We start from the raw sequence: 16,053 nt of genomic DNA, 5'->3' as shown, positions 1-16,053 counted from the left end.
GCGGAGGCTGCCGGCACGGCGCGGCGGCTGCCGGCAGCGGGACCCGGTCAGCTCGTCAGCCGCCCTCCGCACTGCGGCCAGGGGCTCGTTCCGCGGCGTACGTACAGTTTCTTCGCGCGGTACGTCTGTTCCGCCGCCGGCGCGTCCTGCGGGCGCCCCTGGCCGCCGAGGCCGTGCCAGGTGCCCCGGTCGAACTGGTACAGCCCGCCGTACGTGCCGGAGGGGTCCACCGCGTCCGGCCGGCCGCCCGACTCGCACTGGGCGAGCCCCCTCCAGTTCAGGTGGTCCGCGCCGCGCACCGACGGCGGGTGGGGCCGGGTGCCGACCTTGACGACCTGCGCACGCGGGGCGCGCGCCACCTCCGACCCGACGCGCCGCGGCCGCTGCCGCACGCCGTTGACGGTGCGCAGGGCGTAGGTGACCCGGCGGATCCCGCTCTGTCCGGCCCGCTCGACGACCTCCGTGCCCTGGAACAGCGTGGGGTCGGCGATGCGCCGCACGACGAAGGGGATCGGCTCCTCCCGGACCTCCCGCCCCCCGGTGATCCGCAGCACGGTGACGGTCTGCCCGTCGCGCGGGAAGCTCTCCGGCGGCACGGAGGTGGTGTCCTGGCCGTGCAGGGTGACCCCGGCCGCGGCCACCGCCTCCGCGACGGTGGCCGCGTTGGTGCGCACGGTGCCGGCCCGGCCGTCCGCCATCACCGTCACCGAGCGCTCGGTGCGCACGTCGAGCGTGAGGCCGGCCCGCCCGATGGGCTGGGAGCGCGCGGCCGAAAGGTACGCGCCCTCCACCCGCACTCCCCACTGCCTGAGCGCCTCCTCCACCGTGCGCGCCGTCGTCCACTGCTCGCTGCGGCGCCCGTCGAGGGTCAGCCGTACCGGACGCCCGTGGCGCACCGTGACGTCGTCGCCGCTGCTGAGCGCGGTGCCGGGAGCGGGCGCCACGGCGTCGTGCGTCCCCAGCGGCACGCCTTCGTCGGCGAGCAGTCCGGTCACGTCGTCGGCGAAGGTGTGCAGGGTGCGCGGCCTGCCGTCCACGCTGAGCTCGATCGCCTTGTCCTTGGCGACGAACGCCGTGGTGCCGCCCGCCAGGAACGCGACGACCAGCGCCTGCGGCAGCAGTCGGCGCATCCCCGTCTCCGGCCGTCCCGGGTAGCGCGCCCGGCGTCGCCGCACGCCCCGGCGCGCTCCGGCGCCGCTCCCGGAGGTCTGGCGGGACAGTGCCGGCCCGGCGAGTTCGTAGGCGGGCCGATAGGTGTCGCCGTGGGGCGTCCACACCGGGCGCGCGCCGATCTCGCCGGCCCCGTCGGCCTCGGTGCGCCGGTGGGCCCCGAAGGTCTCGTCGGCCTCGGTGCGCCCGTGCACCCCGAAGGTCTCGTCGGCCTCGGTGCACCGGTGGGCCCCGAAAATCTTGCCGGTCTCGGTGCACCTGAGCTCCCCGATGGTCCCGCTCGGCCGGGGATACCCAGGACTCCCGATCGTCCCGCCCGCCTCGGTGACTCCGTAGGCCGCGGTGATCCCGTCCACCGGGCGCGGCGGGTCGTACGTCGCATGAAGCACCGCGGTCGCGGGGCGCGACGGGTCGTACGTCTCACGGGGCCCGGCGGTCGCACAGGGCTCGTAGGTCTCATACGGCGAGGTGCTCACACCGACACGCTCCAGGGGGCCGAGGTCACGAGGGCCCGGATCGGGCCCCCAGAACCTAGCGGAGCGTCGGTCACTCTCCAAAGCGGGATGGCTACGCTGCGTGTCCTACCGCACGGTCAGTAGTCGAAGGCGCGTGCGGTGTTCGCGGCGAGCGCCGTGGCCAGCGCGTCCTCGTCGATGCCCCGCACGGCGGCCATCGCGCGCACCGTGACCGGGACGAGATAGGGGGCGTTGGGCCGTCCGCGGTAGGGCGCCGGGGTGAGGAAGGGCGCGTCGGTCTCCACCAGGACCAACTCCAGCGGTGCGACCACGAGGGCGTCCCGCAGGTTCTGGGCGTTCTTGAAGGTGACGTTGCCGGCGAAGGACATGTAGTAGCCCTCGCGCGCGCACACCTCGGCCATCTCCGCGTCCCCGGAGTAGCAGTGGAACACGGTGCGCTCGGGGGCGCCCTCCTCCGCGAGGACGCGCAGGACGTCGGCGTGGGCTTCGCGGTCGTGGATGACGAGGGCCTTGCCGTGCCGTTTGGCGATCTCGATGTGGGCGCGGAAGGAACGCTCCTGCGCCGCCTTGCCCTCGTCACCGGTGCGGAAGTAGTCCAGTCCCGTCTCGCCGACGCCCCTGACCTGGGGCAGGGCGGCCAGCCGGTCGATCTCGGCGAGCGCGTCGTCCAGCGCGGCGTCGCCGCCGGGCTCGCGCGCACCCTGACGGGACCACCCGTCGGGGTCGCCGTGGACGATGCGCGGCGCCTCGTTCGGGTGCAGGGCGACCGCCGCGTGGACGCTCTCGTACGCCGCGGCGGTCTCGGCGGCCCAGCGCGACCCCTTGACGTCGCAGCCGACCTGGACGACCGAGGTCACCCCCACCGACGCGGCCTTGGCCAGCCCCTCCTCGACCGTGCCGGACTGCATGTCGAGGTGGGTGTGGGAGTCGGCGACCGGTATCCGGAGCGGCTCCGGGAGCGGGGGCGCCGCGTTCTTGTCGGCGTTCGAAGGCATGCCCCGATCCTACGAAAAGGACATGCCTGTCCAGACCGGCCGGCCCTTCGCACGAACCGGCCCGGGGTCGGCGCCGGTTCGACGCCGGGCCGCTCCGGGGCCGCCGCCGGGCCGCTCCGGGGCCGCCGCCGGGCCGCTTCGGGGCCGCCTGCGCTCAGTCCGTCCTGCGGTGGAACGGGTGCAGCAGGTCGGACAGGTGCCAGTGGTGGTCGTCCGGCTTCCGGGCCGTAGTCTCCTCCCCGGACACGGACTCGGCAGCCGGGTCCACCACGGGTCCCGCCGCGCGGTGGCGCCGGCGCTCGTGCAGGTGGTTCTGGGCCGAGGACACCCGGCCGGCCCGCATGATCCGCACGACGTGGCCGTCGCAGTTCCGGCAGTTGGGCCGGCTCAGCGGCGAGGGCACTATCCGGCCGTCCGCGACGTAGAACAGGAAGTCGTGCCCGTCGGCGTCGGTGTGGTGCTCTATCTCGTACGACTGCTCCCACCCGTGCCCGCAGCGCATGCAGGCGAAGGAGTACGACTCGTTGACGACTGCGGTGGCCGAATCGCGGTGACCGGCCCACCCTGCCTTCTCGCTCATGCCAGCTCCTCGTGTTCCGCTGGACCAAGGGACGGATGCGTCCCTGTTCCAGTGGACGCCTCCGGTGGCGCGAACGCGACGGACCTGTCGAGTGTTGGACCCGATTTGGACGTCGCTTGCCCGAGGCTCCCCCGAACGGCAGGTGTTCCTTTGCGTTCCCGAAACGTCGCTTTGCTCCCCCATGGGGCGCGCGCTCATGAGAGATACGCCCTGCTCAGAGGGGTTGTGAGCGGTGTCCTGGGCGGGCCGGGCCGGGCGCGGACGTCAACCGGAGTGCTTGGCGGCCACCACCGCGTCGAACACCTCGCGCTTGGGCAGACCGGCCTCGGCCGCCACCGCCGCGATGGCCTCCTTGCGCCGCTCGCCGGCCTCCTCGCGGACGCGTACCCGCCGTACCAGTTCCTCGGGGCCGACCTCCTCGGAGCCCTTCTCGGGCGCGCCCTCGACCACCACCGTGATCTCGCCGCGCACACCGTCGGCGGCCCACGCGGCCAGCTCGCCCAGCCCGCCGCGCTTCACCTCCTCGTACGTCTTGGTCAGCTCCCGGCACACCGCGGCCCGCCGCTCGGCGCCGAACACCTCGGCCATCGCCGCGAGCGTGTCGTCGAGGCGGTGCGGGGCCTCGAAGTAGACGAGCGTGCGCCGCTCGCCGGCCACCTCGCGCAGCCGGGACAGCCGCTCGCCCGCCTTGCGCGGCAGGAAGCCCTCGAAGCAGAACCGGTCGACCGGCAGCCCGGACAGCGCCAGCGCGGTGAGCACGGCCGACGGCCCGGGCACGGCGGTCACCCGCACGTCCTTCTCGACGGCCGCCGCGACCAGCCGGTAGCCGGGGTCGGAGACGGACGGCATCCCCGCGTCCGTCACCAGAAGTACCCGCGCCCCGCCCAGCAGCTCCTCGACCAGCTCCGGCGTCCGGGCGGACTCGTTGCCCTCGAAGTACGACACGATCCGGCCGCCGGGCGTGACGCCCAGCGCCTGCGCCAGTCTGCGCAGTCGCCGGGTGTCCTCGGCGGCGACCACGTCCGCGCCCGCCAGTTCCGCGGCGAGCCGGGGCGGCGCGTCCTGGACGTCGCCGATGGGAGTGCCAGCCAAGACAAGGGTTCCAGTCACGCCTCCCATCCTCTCAAGCCTCCCGGCGGCGCCCCGCGCGGGCGTCCCCGCCGACCGGCCGGCGATCCCGCGGCGGGCCCGGCGGCAGCAGCCCCGGCGGCGGGCCGCCGCCAAGGCCGCAGGGAGCGCGGCACCGGGCCGCCGGGAAGCGCCTTTGGCGCCCGCTCGCCGAGCCCGCCCGGAGCCCACCGCCCCCACCGCCGACCCGTCGCCGGGCCGCCGCGGGGCCGCCGCGGGGCCCGTCTCGGACGGACGCATCCGGCCCGGCGCCGCCGTGCACGGGACTCACACAGCGCGGTTCCCTACGATGGCTCGGTGACGAGTACCGCGTCCTCCACGGACACCCGGCAGGACCTGGCCCCGTACGACCAGCGGGCGTCGTGGCAGCAGCGGCTGCGCCGCTTCGGCCACCGGACGGACCCGGCGGCGCCCGCGGGCGACGTACGGGACCGGCTGGTGCCCCCGTACGCGGAGCCCGGTCCCCGGCTGTGGGCCGCGCTCGGCGTCCCGCGGCGGCTCGCCGACCACGTCACGCGCTGGTCGGGCTGGATCGGCCCGCTGCTGGTCACGCTGCTGGCGGGCGTGCTGCGGTTCTGGCACCTGGGCAGCCCGAAGGCGGTGATATTCGACGAGACGTACTACGCCAAGGACGCGTGGGCGATCGTCCACCGCGGCTACGAGGTCAACTGGGACAAGAACGCCAACGACCTGATCCTCAGCACCGGCGGCCACCTCACCGTCCCGTCCGATGCCGCGTACGTGGTGCACCCGCCGGTCGGCAAGTACGTGATCGGGCTGGGCGAGCTGATGTTCGGGTTCAACCCGTTCGGCTGGCGCTTCATGACGGCGCTGCTGGGCACGCTCTCCGTGCTGCTGCTGTGCCGGATCGGCCGCCGGCTGTTCCGCTCCACCTTCCTCGGCTGCGTGGCGGGCACGCTGATGGCGGTGGACGGGCTGCACTTCGTGATGAGCCGCACCTCGCTCCTCGACGGCGTGCTGATGTTCTTCGTCCTCGCCGCCTTCGGGTGTCTGCTGATCGACCGGGACAAGGCGCGCGCGAGACTCGCCGCCGCGCTGCCGGTGGACGCCGACGGACGGGTCCGGCCCGACGCGCGCGTCGCGGAGGCCGCCCGCCTGGGCGCCCGCCCCTGGCGCTGGGCGGCGGGCCTGATGATGGGCCTGGCGATCGGCACCAAGTGGAACGGTCTGTACATCCTGGCCGCGTTCTGCGTGATGACCGTGCTGTGGGACGTGGCCGCGCGCCGGGTGGCCGGCGCGCGGCGCCCGTACGCGACGGTCGTCCGCCGCGACCTGGGCTGGGCGTTCCTGGCGACGGTCCCGGTCGCGGTCATCACCTACATCTGGTCCTGGGCGGGCTGGATCTTCTCCCCCACCGACGGCACCGGCGGCTACTTCCGCAACTGGGCGGCGACGGACGGCAGGGGCAGCCCCTGGTCCTGGCTCTTCCCGGACTGGTGGCGCAGCCTGTGGCACTACGAGCACGAGGTCTACAAGTTCCACGTCGGCCTGTCCTCGCCGCACACCTACCAGTCCAACCCGTGGAGCTGGATCGTCGACGGCCGCCCGGTCTCGTACTTCTACGAGTCCCCCTCGCCCGGCACCGCGGGCTGCCCGGCCGACGCCGGCCAGAAGTGCGCCCGCGAGGTCCTCGCCCTCGGCACTCCGATGCTGTGGTGGGCGGCCTGCGCGGCGCTGGTGTACGTCCTGTGGCGCTGGTTCTTCCGCCGCGACTGGCGCGCCGGCGCCATCGCCTGCGGCGTCGCGGCCGGCTACCTGCCCTGGTTCCTGTACCAGGAGCGCACGATCTTCTTCTTCTACGCCGTCGTCTTCGTCCCGTTCCTCTGCCTCGCCGTCACCATGCTGATCGGCGCGGTCATCGGCCCACCCGGCGCCACCGACACCCGCCGCGTGGCCGGCGCGACGGGCGCGGGCGTCCTGGTCCTGCTGATCGCCTGGAACTTCATCTACTTCTGGCCCCTCTACACCGGCACCGCCATCCCGATAGAGGACTGGCGGGCGCGGATGTGGCTGGACACCTGGGTCTAGCTGGGCGAATAGCTCCGCGACGGGCTGGTCGGCGACTTGCCCGTCGCCATCGTTGTCGGTCGTCCGCGGCCTGTGCCGGCCGACCTCGGGCGGCCCGGAGATGGCCCGCCGCTCCATGGGCGAGGGTCGATCTCGATCGGCTGCATGGGGCATATCGCGCCGCTAGGATCGTCGTGCCGATCAAGCGGGAGGGGGGATTGAGCATCTTGAGCTTTTCCCAGCCTCGACCCTGTGACGGGCCTGCTGCCGCCGGGCCGTTACGCAGCGTCCATGGACGAGTTGTTCACCACGCTTGTTGTATCCACAGGGTCTGCGATCCGGCGCGACATCTGGGAAGAATGGTGTACGCACCGCGCCATGGTCGAGACGCAGGTGGGGGAGATCAGCCGCATGTGGGTTGGAGGGAGCTTCGTGAGCAGCAAGCCCGACCCCAGCGATGTCGACGTGACCTACCTGGTCAGCTCTCACTACTACGACGCACTCGATCAAGAAACGCTGGCAGATCTCAACGATCTCACCGATGCCGGCTGGTGCGCGGAGGAGACGCCGCCAACTCGGCCGTTACGGGGTCTAGCTGGGCGGACAGACGACGAGGGCTGGGTGCTGCATCCGCCTCGACGGCACGCGCTGACCGCGCGCCTCTGGGACCGGCGGCCACCCGCTACAGCGGAATCGCACGGAGCGAGTGCTCGCCAGCGTGACCGCCGGTCCATGTCCCCAAGCTTGCAAGCACCCGGGGCCCGCGCAGCGTATCCACCCGCCCGGCTCGCCCGAAAGCGAGTTTCACCGTGCTGTCCTTCGGCGTCTCCGCCGTGCCGCTGTCGCTCTTCGGCTGAGGCTCATCCGTCGCCTCGGCCGGCTTTCCGCCGGATGACGGTCCCCAGCCAGCTGCCTCCCACCGCACTCATGGCCGACACCAGGCCGATCGACCCCGCGTCACCCCATGACTCCCCGATCCACAGATGCAGAACGACCACGACGGCCCCCCATGCGACCGCCCAGATGCCCAGTAACGCCAACAGCCGCACCCACCGGCGCCGCGCTCGCCGCCCGGCCGCCCCGTCCTCCGCCCGCTCCGGTCCTGTCATGACCGGTCAACTACCCGCGCGGGGACGGTTCGTGTGCGAGATGCGTGTCATCCGCGACCCGGCCGGCACCGGCCGCGCCGCCAACGCGCTCCGCGCCTCGTCCGCCATCGGCCACCGCGCGCCGGCACCCCGCCGCCGGGAGTCCTCGGTTGCCGAGGAGCCCGACCGGATGAACCATGGCATGGGCAGCGCTTCTCACGCCCCGAGCAACGCGGATGGGGGTTCTCACCGAGGCATGCACGTGCGACCTGTGGAGGACTCATGTACACGACTCGATCCCGCGCCCGTTTCGCCACCCTCTGCGCAACCACCCTGTGCGTCACGGGAGCCCTGTCGCTCCCGGCCCTCGCTTCGGCGCCGTCCTCGCCGTCGGTGGTCTCCACGCTGGACAAGCAGTTCCTGACCGCGGCCCACCAGGGAAACCTGTGGGAGATCACCACGGGTAAGCAAGCCCAGAGCGCCGCGACCACCGCCTGCGTCAAGCGGGCCGGCGCCGACTTCGTCCGCGACCACCGCGTCCTCGACGCCGGTGTCGCCAAGACCGCGAACAAGCTCGGCGTGGCGCTGCCGTCCGGGCAGACGGCCGCGCAGCTCAGGCAGACCGCCGCCCTCAAGTCCCTCGCCGGGAAGCCCGCCTACGACGCCGCCTGGCTCAAGGCCCAGCACGGCGCCCACGTACAGACCCTCGCGCTCATCGACAAGGAGATCGCCTCGGGCGGCAACCCGGACGTGAAGTCCCTGGCCAGGAGCGCGCGCCCGGTGGTCGCACGCCACGCCCGGATGGTCGAGCACGGCACGTGCCACGCGTAGGCCACGCCGGCTCACGGAGGTGAGCCCGCCCGCATCGGAAGTCATGGGCGTCGATTCCTCCGGGCCACGGCCCGGAGGCCGCCCGGGACACCCGATCCGGCCCCGGCCAGACGCGAACGCCCTGGCCGGGGCGCCACCGGGTCCGCGGGCCTTGGCGGTGCCGGTGCACATGCGGCCGGACGCCTGGATCCAGCCCCGGTCGGCGGCGATCCCTGCCATGCGCCTTCCCTGCGGGAGCCGGACGCCCTGACGCGGGGCGGCGCGGCGCGGGTCGGGACGAGTGGGTGCGGTCGCCGGCCGGTGGCAGGGGCCGGTGCGGGGCCGTCCGGAGCGGTCGCGGGGGCCGTCCGGAGCAGTGGCGGGGGCTGTCGCCGGGGCGTCCGGGGCGGTGACAGGGGCCGTCCGGGGCGGCGCGGCCGAGGCGCGTGGCCCCTACGCGCAGCCCGGTTGCGCGCCCGGCGGACTCCTGTCGGACCGCTCGCCGGTGTCGGTCGGCCGGCTCGGATGGGGCCGATACATGGATATGACAGGGATTGGCTGATCTCTCTTCGGACAACTTCCGGGAACAGCCCTCACAGCGAGCCGCCGTTCCGCATACAGTGCAGAGCGCACGCAGTCTTTGAACGCGTTCAACAAATGCGTGGGCGAAGGCTTCACGGGAGGGAAACGGGGAGGAGCGCGCTGATGCGCAAGGGGGCCAAGGCCGCGGTGGTCGGCGGGGTGTGCGCCGTTCTGGTGGGCGGAGCGGTGTACGGGGGGTACAACTTCGTGTCCGCGCTGAACGGAACGGCCGTCGCCGACGGACCCGCGCCCGCGAGGACCGGACCGCCGAGCGGGGACGAGGTGAAGGACGCGTCGGCGAAGTTCTTCGCGGCGTGGGAGAAGGGGGACGCGGCGACGGCGGCGTCGTACACGAACTTCCCCGAGGCGGCCGAGACGTTGCTGTCCTCATTCGGCAGCGAGGCGCACATCGACCGGGTGAGGATCACGCCCGGCACCGCGGCGGGGACCACCGTGCCCTTCTCGGTCACGGCGACCGTGTCGTACGACGGGAAGACCAAGCCGCTCGCCTACCGCAGCCGGCTGAACGTCGTGCGCGGCACGACCAGTCACCGGCCGCTGGTCGACTGGCAGCCGTCGGTCGTCCACCCCCAACTGCGCAAGGGCGACACGCTCGTGACCGGTGAGTCGGCCGCCCCGCCGATCGAGGCCGTGGATCGCCACGGCGCCGTGCTGACGAAGGACAAGTACCCCTCGCTGGGGCCGATCCTGGACGAGCTGCGGGAGAAGTACGGCGACAAGGCGGGCGGCACCCCCGCCGTCGAGCTGAGCATCCGCCACGAGGACGCCGACGCGGCCGAGACCCCGCTCATCACCCTCGCCAAGGGCAAGGCGGGCAGGCTGCGCACCACGCTCAGCGCGAGCGCGCAGGCGGCGGCCGAGCAGGCGGTGCGGAAGTTCGCCGAGTCCTCGGTGGTGGCGGTGGAGGCGTCCACCGGCGAGGTGCTGGCGGTGGCCAACCACCGTGACGACGCCTTCAACGCGGCCTTCCTCGGGCGCCTCGCCCCCGGCTCCACCATGAAGATCATCAGCGCCGCCACGCTCATCGACAACGGGATCACCACCGCCGCCGGGCCCGCGCCCTGTCCCCCCGAAGCGGTGTGGCAGAGCCAGACCTTCCACAACCTCACGGGCATGCAGCCGAACGAGCACGCCACCCTCTCCGAGAGCTTCGCGCGCTCCTGCAACACGGCGTTCGTGAAGTACGCCGACGAGGTCAAGGTCGACTCCCTGACGCGGGAGGCCCAGGACCGCTTCGGGCTCGGCCGGGACGACTGGAAGACCGGCATCCCGTCCTTCGACGGCTCGGTGCCCGCCTCCGGCGGCCCCGACACCGCGGCCAACATGATCGGCCAGGGCCAGGTGCAGATGAGCCCGCTGAACATGGCTTCGGTGACGGCGACCGCGATGACGGGCCGGTTCCGGCAGCCGGTCCTCGTCCCGCCCTCCCTCGACGACCGCGAGATCGCCCGGGCCCAGGGCCTGCCGGCCGGTACCGTCGCCCAGTTGCGACAGATGATGAACCGCACCGCCACCACGGGCACCGCGGCCGTCGCGATGTCCGGGCTGAGCGGCCGGATCGGCGCGAAGACCGGCTCCGCCGAGGTCGACGGGCAGGCGAAGTCCAACAGCTGGTTCACCGGCTACCGCGACGACGTGGCGGCCGCCGCGATGACCCAGGAGGGCGGTCACGGCGGCGACGCGGCCGGCCCGATCGTGGCGGCGGTGCTGCGCGCGGCCGGCTGAACCGGACCACCGCCCCCGCGGCGTCCGCCTCCCGGCGGCGGGCGGCCGTGCCGCACGGCTCCGCCACCCCCGTCGTCACGGCCGACGACCGTGCCGCACGCCTCCGCCGTGACCGTGCCGATGCGGCGTCCGGCGGGCTCCCGGCGGCCGCGGCCGGCCGTTGGGCCGCCCGGCTCCCTCCCAGGTCCGTGACCGGGCCGATTGTCGCAGGTTGGCTACGGTCCCCCCGCCGGCGCCACGCCCCCGCGACGGGACCCTAGGGTGGTTGCCGTCGTTGGGTCCGTGAGGGCACGAGGGCGCACGAGGAACAACGGCAGCAGCGCGGGCGGCGGTGGGGTGCCCGCCATCGCGGAGGACACGAGGCAGTGGGCAAGAGAAGGCGCGTCGTCGAGCGACGGAAGACGAGTCCCGCCGTGGTCGGCGGAGTGATCGCCGCGGTCGGCGCCGCCGGCATCGGCGCGTACGCGCTGTACGGCGGCGGCGCCGAGGCCGAGGGCCGGACCGCGTCCGCGGCCGGCGTCCACAAGAAGGTGCCGACCGGTCCGCTGACCGCGCTCGAGGTGAGCACCACGGCCGGGCGGTTCCTGTCGGCCTGGCAGCAGGGCCGGCCGGCCGAGGCGGCGGCGACGACCAGCGACTCGGCCGCGGCCACCGCCCTGCTCGCCGGCTACACCAAGGACGCCCACCTCAAGGACGTCTCCCTGACCAAGGGCACGCCCAGCGCCGGCAAGGTCCCGTTCACCGTCCGGGCGACGGTGTCGTACAAGGGGCTGACCAAGGCGCTGACCTACGACAGCGCGCTGACCGTCGTGCGCCGCGCGGCCGACGGCAGGCCGGTCGTCGACTGGCACGCGGCCGTCGTGCACCCCGACCTCAGGGACGGCGACACCCTGGTCACCGGCGAGTCCGGCACCCCGCCGGTGCGGGCCCTGGACCGCGATGGCCGCGAGCTGACCGCCGCCGCGTATCCGTCGCTGGGCACGGTGCTGGACGGGCTGCGCGCGAAGTACGGCAAGACGGCCGGCGGGCGGGCGGGCGTCGAACTGCGCGTGGTGCGGGGCGCGGAGGCGAAGAAGGCCGAGCTGTCGGACAAGACGCTCGCCGAGCTGAGCAAGGGCACGCCGGGCACCGTCAGGACGACGCTGAACCCCGCGCTCCAGGCGGCGGCCGAGCGTCAGGTGGCCAAGCGGGACCGGTCGTCGGTGGTGGTGCTGCGGCCCTCGACCGGCGAGATCCTGGCGGTGGCCAACGCCGGGCACGGTTTCAACACCGCCTTCCAGGGCTCCCTCGCCCCCGGCTCCACGATGAAGGTCATCACCTCCTCGCTGCTGATCGAGAAGAAGCTAGCGTCGGCGGACAAGAAGCACCCGTGCCCGAAGACCTTCACCTACGGCGGCTGGAAGTTCCACAACGACGACGACTTCGAGATCGAGAACGGCTCGTTCAGGGCGAGCTTCGCCCGCTCCTGCAACACCGCCTTCATCAGCCAGGCGGGCAAGCTGAGGAACGACGACCTGACCCGCCAGGCCCAGCAGGTGTTCGGCCTGTCGATGGACAACTGGTCGATCGGGGTGCCGACCTTCGACGGCTCGGTGCCGGTGCAGTCGGCGGCCCAGATGGCGGCCTCGCTGATCGGCCAGGGCGGGGTCCGGATGAACCCGCTGAACATGGCGTCGGTGGCCGCGACGGTGAAGTCCGGCACCTTCCACCAGCCGTACCTGGTCTCCCCCTCCACCGACCACCGCGAGCTCGCCACGGCCTCCCGCAAGCTCTCCGCGGACACCCTCTCCCAGTTGCGCGAACTGATGCGGTACACCGCCACCTCCGGCACGGCCGCCGAGGCCATGTCGGGGCTCGGCCCGGACTACGGCGCGAAGACCGGGTCCGCGGAGGTCGACGGGCAGAAGAAGCCCAACGGCTGGTTCACCGCCTACCGGGGCGACCTGGCCGCGGCGGGCGTCGTGCAGGCGGGCGGGCACGGCGGCGACACGGCGGGTCCGATCGTGGCGTCCCTGCTCAAGATGGGCGGCTGAGTCCGGCACCCTCGACCGCGCGGCTCCAGGATCCCTCGACCGCGGCTCCAGGATCCCTCCGCCCCGGCGACCCCCGCCGGCGGCCCACCGCATGGGCCGGCCGCCCGGCCGAGCTCGCCGCCAGGCCTCCGCCCGCCGGGCTCGCCGCCAAACCGTCACCCGCCGGGCCGGCCATCAGGCCGCCATCCACCGGTGGGCCACTCCCGGGCCGTCACCCACCGGACCGGCCGTCGGGCCACCGTCCACGGGCGGGCCACCTCCAAGCCGTCACCCACCGGACCGGCCGTCGGGCCGCCGTCTACCGGTGGACCACCGCCGGGGTGTTCGCCTCGGCGGCCGAGTAGGTCCGCCGCAGGAACCTGTCCAGCGTCCTGGTCTCGAACTGCACCACCGAGACACCCTGCGCGGAATGGAACTCGACCACGGCCTGCACCCGGCCGCACGGCCACACCCGCACCTCTCCGGTGCCGGCCGGGGCGCGCAGCCCCTGTTCGAGCAGTGAGCGGGAGAACGTCCACTCGTGCCGGTCGGGCAGCCCGATCCGCACCGAGCGCGGGTCCCGCGAGTCGTAGCGCAGGACGACCGGCACGGAGGCGTGGTCGTCCCGGAGGTCGTCGTCGGTCACTATGTGGGCGCGTGCATGCTGTACGACTACGGACATCGGACGACCCCTTTACGCTGTGTGACCCCCACGAAGCCGAGCATCCTCGTTGTCTTCCTACCAATGTCGCACATTTCCCTCGAAGCGCTTCCCGGACCGCGTGTCGCGCACGACGGATGCGCTCTTGCAAAAGGTTCGCAACAAGCCTCTATCATCGAACGGTGCATGTGCCTGACGGATTCATCAACGCCCCCACCTCCGCCGCGACCGGTGTGATCGCCGCCGGCGCCCTCGCCGTGAGCCTGCGCGGCGCCCGCCGGGAACTCGACGAGCGGACCGCGCCACTGGCGGGTCTGGTCGCCGCGTTCATCTTCGCGGTGCAGATGCTCAACTTCCCCGTCGCCGCCGGCACCAGCGGCCACCTCCTCGGGGGTGCGCTGGCCGCCATACTCGTGGGCCCCTTCACCGGGGTCCTGTGCGTGTCCGTCGTCCTGCTCATGCAGGGCATCCTCTTCGCCGACGGCGGGCTGACGGCGCTCGGTGTCAACATCACCGACATGGCGATCGTCACGACGGTCGTGGCGTACGCCGTCTTCCGCGGTCTGCTGAAGGTGCTGCCGCGCCGCCGCAGCTCGGTCACCGTCGCCTCCTTCGCCGCCGCGCTCCTGTCCGTCCCGGCCGCCGCCGTCGCCTTCACGCTGATCTACGCGGTCGGCGGCACCACCGACGTGTCGATCGGCAAGGTCGCCACCGCCATGATCGGCGTGCACGTCCTCATCGGCATCGGCGAGGCCGTGATCACCGCGCTGACCGTCGCCGCCGTCGTCGCCGTACGCCCCGACCTGGTCCACGGCGCGCGCGGCCTGGAGCAGCGGCTGAAGCTGCGGGTGAACGGCGAACTGGTCGACGCCCCGGCCGCCGCCCCCGCCCCTGTCGCCGTGGCCGCCCGGTCGCACCGCAAGCTGTGGATCACCGGCCTGGTCACCTCCCTGGTCCTCGCCGGCTTCGTCAGCTTCTACGCCTCCGCCAGCCCCGACGGCCTGGAGAAGGTCGCCCACGACAAGGGCATCGACAAGAAGGAGGAGCGGCACACCTCCGCCGACTCCCCGCTCGCCGACTACGGAGTGAAGGACGTCTCCGACGCCCGGCTGTCCGGCGGGCTCGCGGGCGTGATCGGGGTCGGCGGCACGGTCGTGGTCGGCAGCGCCGTCTTCTGGGTCGTGCGAAGGCGCCGCGCCGTCTCCGACTCCTCCGTCTCCCAGGCCGCCTGAGATGGGCGCGGGACACGCTCACCGGCTGTACCGGCACGGGCACTCGCCCGTGCACGCGCTGCCGCCGCACACCAAGCTGGCCGCCGTCTTCGCCTTCGTCGTGGTCGTGGTCTCGACCCCCAGGGAGGCGATGTGGGCGTTCGCCCTGTACGCCGTCCTGCTGGCCGCGGTGGCCGGCGCGGCCCGCGTGCCCGCCGCCTTCCTGCTCAAGCGACTGCTGATCGAGGTGCCGTTCGTCGCGTTCGCGGTGCTCATGCCGTTCGTGGCGGAGGGCGAGCGGGTGCACGTCCTCGGGCTGTCGCTGAGCGTGAACGGCCTGTGGGGCGCCTGGAACGTGCTCGCCAAGGGCACCCTGGGCGTCACCGCCTCCGTGCTGCTGGCCGCGACCACCGAGCTGCGGGAACTGCTGCTCGGCCTGCAACGGCTCAGGCTGCCCCCGCTGCTGGTGCAGATCGCCTCCTTCATGATCCGCTACGGCGACGTGATCACCGACGAGATGCGGCGGATGCGGATCGCCCGGGAGTCGCGCGGCTTCGAGGCGCGCGGCGTCCGGCACTGGGGGGTGCTGGCGAAGTCCGCGGGCGCGCTGTTCATCCGCTCCTACGAGCGCGGTGAGCGCGTCCACCTGGCCATGGTGAGCCGCGGCTACGCCGGTTCGATGCCGGTCATCGACGAGGTGACCGCGTCCCGGGCGCAGTGGTCGTACGCCCTGACCCTCCCCTGTGCCGCGCTCTTGGTCTGTCTGCTGGGATGGATGCTGTGACTGCTTCTCTGGAGGTCTCCGGCCTCGCCTTCGCATACCCCGACGGCCACCAGGCCCTGTTCGGCGTCGACTTCCGCGTCGAGCGCGGGGAACGGGTGGCGCTGCTCGGCCCGAACGGCGCCGGCAAGACCACGCTCGTGCTGCATCTGAACGGCATCCTGGGCGGCGGGACCGGCACGGTGACGGTGGCCGGGCTGCCGGTCGGCAGGAAACACATGGCGGAGATCCGGCAGAGGGTCGGCATCGTCTTCCAGGACCCGGACGACCAGCTGTTCATGCCGACGGTGCGCGAGGACGTGGCGTTCGGCCCGGCCGCGGCCGGGCTGAAGGGGCCGGAGCTGGAGCAGCGGGTCGCGACGGCCCTGGAGCGGGTCGGCATGCGCGACTTCGCCGACCGGCCGCCGCACCACCTCTCCTTCGGCCAGCGCCGCCGGGTGGCGGTGGCGACCGTCCTCGCCATGGAACCGGAGATCCTGGTCCTGGACGAGCCCTCGTCCAACCTGGACCCGGCCTCGCGCCGTGAACTGGCCGACATCCTCCGCTCGTTGGACGTGACCGTGCTCATGGTCACCCACGACCTGCCGTACGCGCTGGAGCTGTGCCCGCGCTCGCTGGTCCTCAGCGACGGCGTGATCGCGGCGGACGGTCCGACCGGCGAACTGCTCTCCGACGACGCCCTGATGCGCGCCCACCGCCTGGAGCTGCCGTTCGGCTTCGACCCGCGGTCCGTGACGGCGCGAGCCTGACCCGAGGAATCGCAGGCCCCACGCCCGTGTTCCACT

The 16,053-nt window shown here is 73.2% G+C and carries 12 protein-coding genes and 1 pseudogene; 8 read left to right on the top strand and 5 right to left on the bottom strand.

The features are described 5' to 3' along the window. Positions 1-47: 47 nt before the first annotated feature. The 4 genes from ACF061_RS14495 to rsmI form a co-directional block, all read right to left on the bottom strand. On the bottom strand, positions 48-1,646 hold the full coding sequence (locus ACF061_RS14495) for a ubiquitin-like domain-containing protein (RefSeq protein ID WP_392267194.1): 1,599 nt from the start codon (positions 1,644-1,646) through the stop codon (positions 48-50). A gap of 116 nt (positions 1,647-1,762) precedes the next feature. Then, entirely contained in the window at positions 1,763-2,641 is an 879-nt protein-coding gene (locus ACF061_RS14490) for a TatD family hydrolase (protein ID WP_392267193.1), read from the bottom strand. A gap of 154 nt (positions 2,642-2,795) precedes the next feature. After that, on the bottom strand, positions 2,796-3,221 hold the full coding sequence (locus tag ACF061_RS14485) for a hypothetical protein (protein ID WP_392267192.1): 426 nt from the start codon (positions 3,219-3,221) through the stop codon (positions 2,796-2,798). Between the two features lie 264 nt (positions 3,222-3,485). Continuing rightward, positions 3,486-4,331: a 16S rRNA (cytidine(1402)-2'-O)-methyltransferase gene (rsmI, locus tag ACF061_RS14480; protein WP_392267191.1), complete on the bottom strand. Its 846-nt coding sequence runs from the start codon at positions 4,329-4,331 to the stop codon at positions 3,486-3,488. 315 nt (positions 4,332-4,646) lie between these two features. On the opposite strand from rsmI, the gene ACF061_RS14475 reads away from it, so the two are divergent. The 5 genes and pseudogenes from ACF061_RS14475 (at position 4,647) to ACF061_RS14455 (ending at position 12,636) form a co-directional block, all read left to right on the top strand. After that, the gene (locus ACF061_RS14475) at positions 4,647-6,398 is read left to right on the top strand and encodes a dolichyl-phosphate-mannose--protein mannosyltransferase (RefSeq protein ID WP_392267190.1); all 1,752 of its coding nucleotides are present in this window, start codon (positions 4,647-4,649) and stop codon (positions 6,396-6,398) included. Positions 6,399-6,629: 231 nt separating this feature from the next. After that, positions 6,630-6,893 (top strand): annotated as a pseudogene (locus ACF061_RS14470) (DUF6932 family protein); the annotation flags it as partial. Between the two features lie 854 nt (positions 6,894-7,747). Continuing rightward, the gene (locus ACF061_RS14465; protein WP_392267189.1) at positions 7,748-8,296 is read left to right on the top strand and encodes a DUF4142 domain-containing protein; all 549 of its coding nucleotides are present in this window, start codon (positions 7,748-7,750) and stop codon (positions 8,294-8,296) included. Between the two features lie 684 nt (positions 8,297-8,980). Beyond that, the gene (locus tag ACF061_RS14460; protein ID WP_392267188.1) at positions 8,981-10,603 is read left to right on the top strand and encodes a penicillin-binding transpeptidase domain-containing protein; all 1,623 of its coding nucleotides are present in this window, start codon (positions 8,981-8,983) and stop codon (positions 10,601-10,603) included. Positions 10,604-10,968: 365 nt separating this feature from the next. Then, positions 10,969-12,636, top strand: a complete 1,668-nt coding sequence (locus ACF061_RS14455; RefSeq protein WP_392267187.1) for a penicillin-binding transpeptidase domain-containing protein — start codon at positions 10,969-10,971, stop codon at positions 12,634-12,636. Positions 12,637-12,934: 298 nt separating this feature from the next. Here ACF061_RS14455 and ACF061_RS14450 read toward each other — a convergent pair whose 3' ends face one another. Further along, the gene (locus ACF061_RS14450) at positions 12,935-13,297 is read right to left on the bottom strand and encodes an SsgA family sporulation/cell division regulator (protein ID WP_392267186.1); all 363 of its coding nucleotides are present in this window, start codon (positions 13,295-13,297) and stop codon (positions 12,935-12,937) included. 161 nt (positions 13,298-13,458) lie between these two features. Between ACF061_RS14450 and ACF061_RS14445 the strand changes: the two genes are divergently transcribed. From ACF061_RS14445 to ACF061_RS14435, 3 genes are read left to right on the top strand one after another with little or no spacing between them, the layout of a single operon-like run. Further along, positions 13,459-14,508: an energy-coupling factor ABC transporter permease gene (locus ACF061_RS14445; RefSeq protein WP_392267185.1), complete on the top strand. Its 1,050-nt coding sequence runs from the start codon at positions 13,459-13,461 to the stop codon at positions 14,506-14,508. Position 14,509: 1 nt separating this feature from the next. Then, on the top strand, positions 14,510-15,271 hold the full coding sequence (gene cbiQ / locus ACF061_RS14440; protein WP_392267184.1) for a cobalt ECF transporter T component CbiQ: 762 nt from the start codon (positions 14,510-14,512) through the stop codon (positions 15,269-15,271). Next, positions 15,259-16,017: an energy-coupling factor ABC transporter ATP-binding protein gene (locus tag ACF061_RS14435; protein WP_392267183.1), complete on the top strand. Its 759-nt coding sequence runs from the start codon at positions 15,259-15,261 to the stop codon at positions 16,015-16,017. Before cbiQ ends, ACF061_RS14435 begins: the two co-directional genes overlap by 13 nt. Positions 16,018-16,053 lie beyond the last annotated feature (36 nt).

Origin of the sequence: Streptomyces sp. NPDC015220 (genome assembly GCF_043079345.1) — a bacterium.
Classification (GTDB): Bacteria; Actinomycetota; Actinomycetes; order Streptomycetales; family Streptomycetaceae; genus Streptomyces.
The sequence above is the reverse complement of the archived record's forward strand: the minus strand, read 5'-3'. Positions and strand labels throughout refer to the sequence as shown.

Coding starts and splice junctions, on each gene's coding strand:
- ACF061_RS14490 (WP_392267193.1), bottom strand. CDS start 2,641: ATGCCTTCGAACGCCGACAAGAACGCGGCGCCCCCGCTCCCGGAGCCG.
- ACF061_RS14485 (WP_392267192.1), bottom strand. CDS start 3,221: ATGAGCGAGAAGGCAGGGTGGGCCGGTCACCGCGATTCGGCCACCGCA.
- ACF061_RS14465 (WP_392267189.1), top strand. CDS start 7,748: ATGTACACGACTCGATCCCGCGCCCGTTTCGCCACCCTCTGCGCAACC.
- ACF061_RS14460 (WP_392267188.1), top strand. CDS start 8,981: ATGCGCAAGGGGGCCAAGGCCGCGGTGGTCGGCGGGGTGTGCGCCGTT.
- ACF061_RS14450 (WP_392267186.1), bottom strand. CDS start 13,297: ATGTCCGTAGTCGTACAGCATGCACGCGCCCACATAGTGACCGACGAC.
- cbiQ (WP_392267184.1), top strand. CDS start 14,510: ATGGGCGCGGGACACGCTCACCGGCTGTACCGGCACGGGCACTCGCCC.
- ACF061_RS14435 (WP_392267183.1), top strand. CDS start 15,259: ATGGATGCTGTGACTGCTTCTCTGGAGGTCTCCGGCCTCGCCTTCGCA.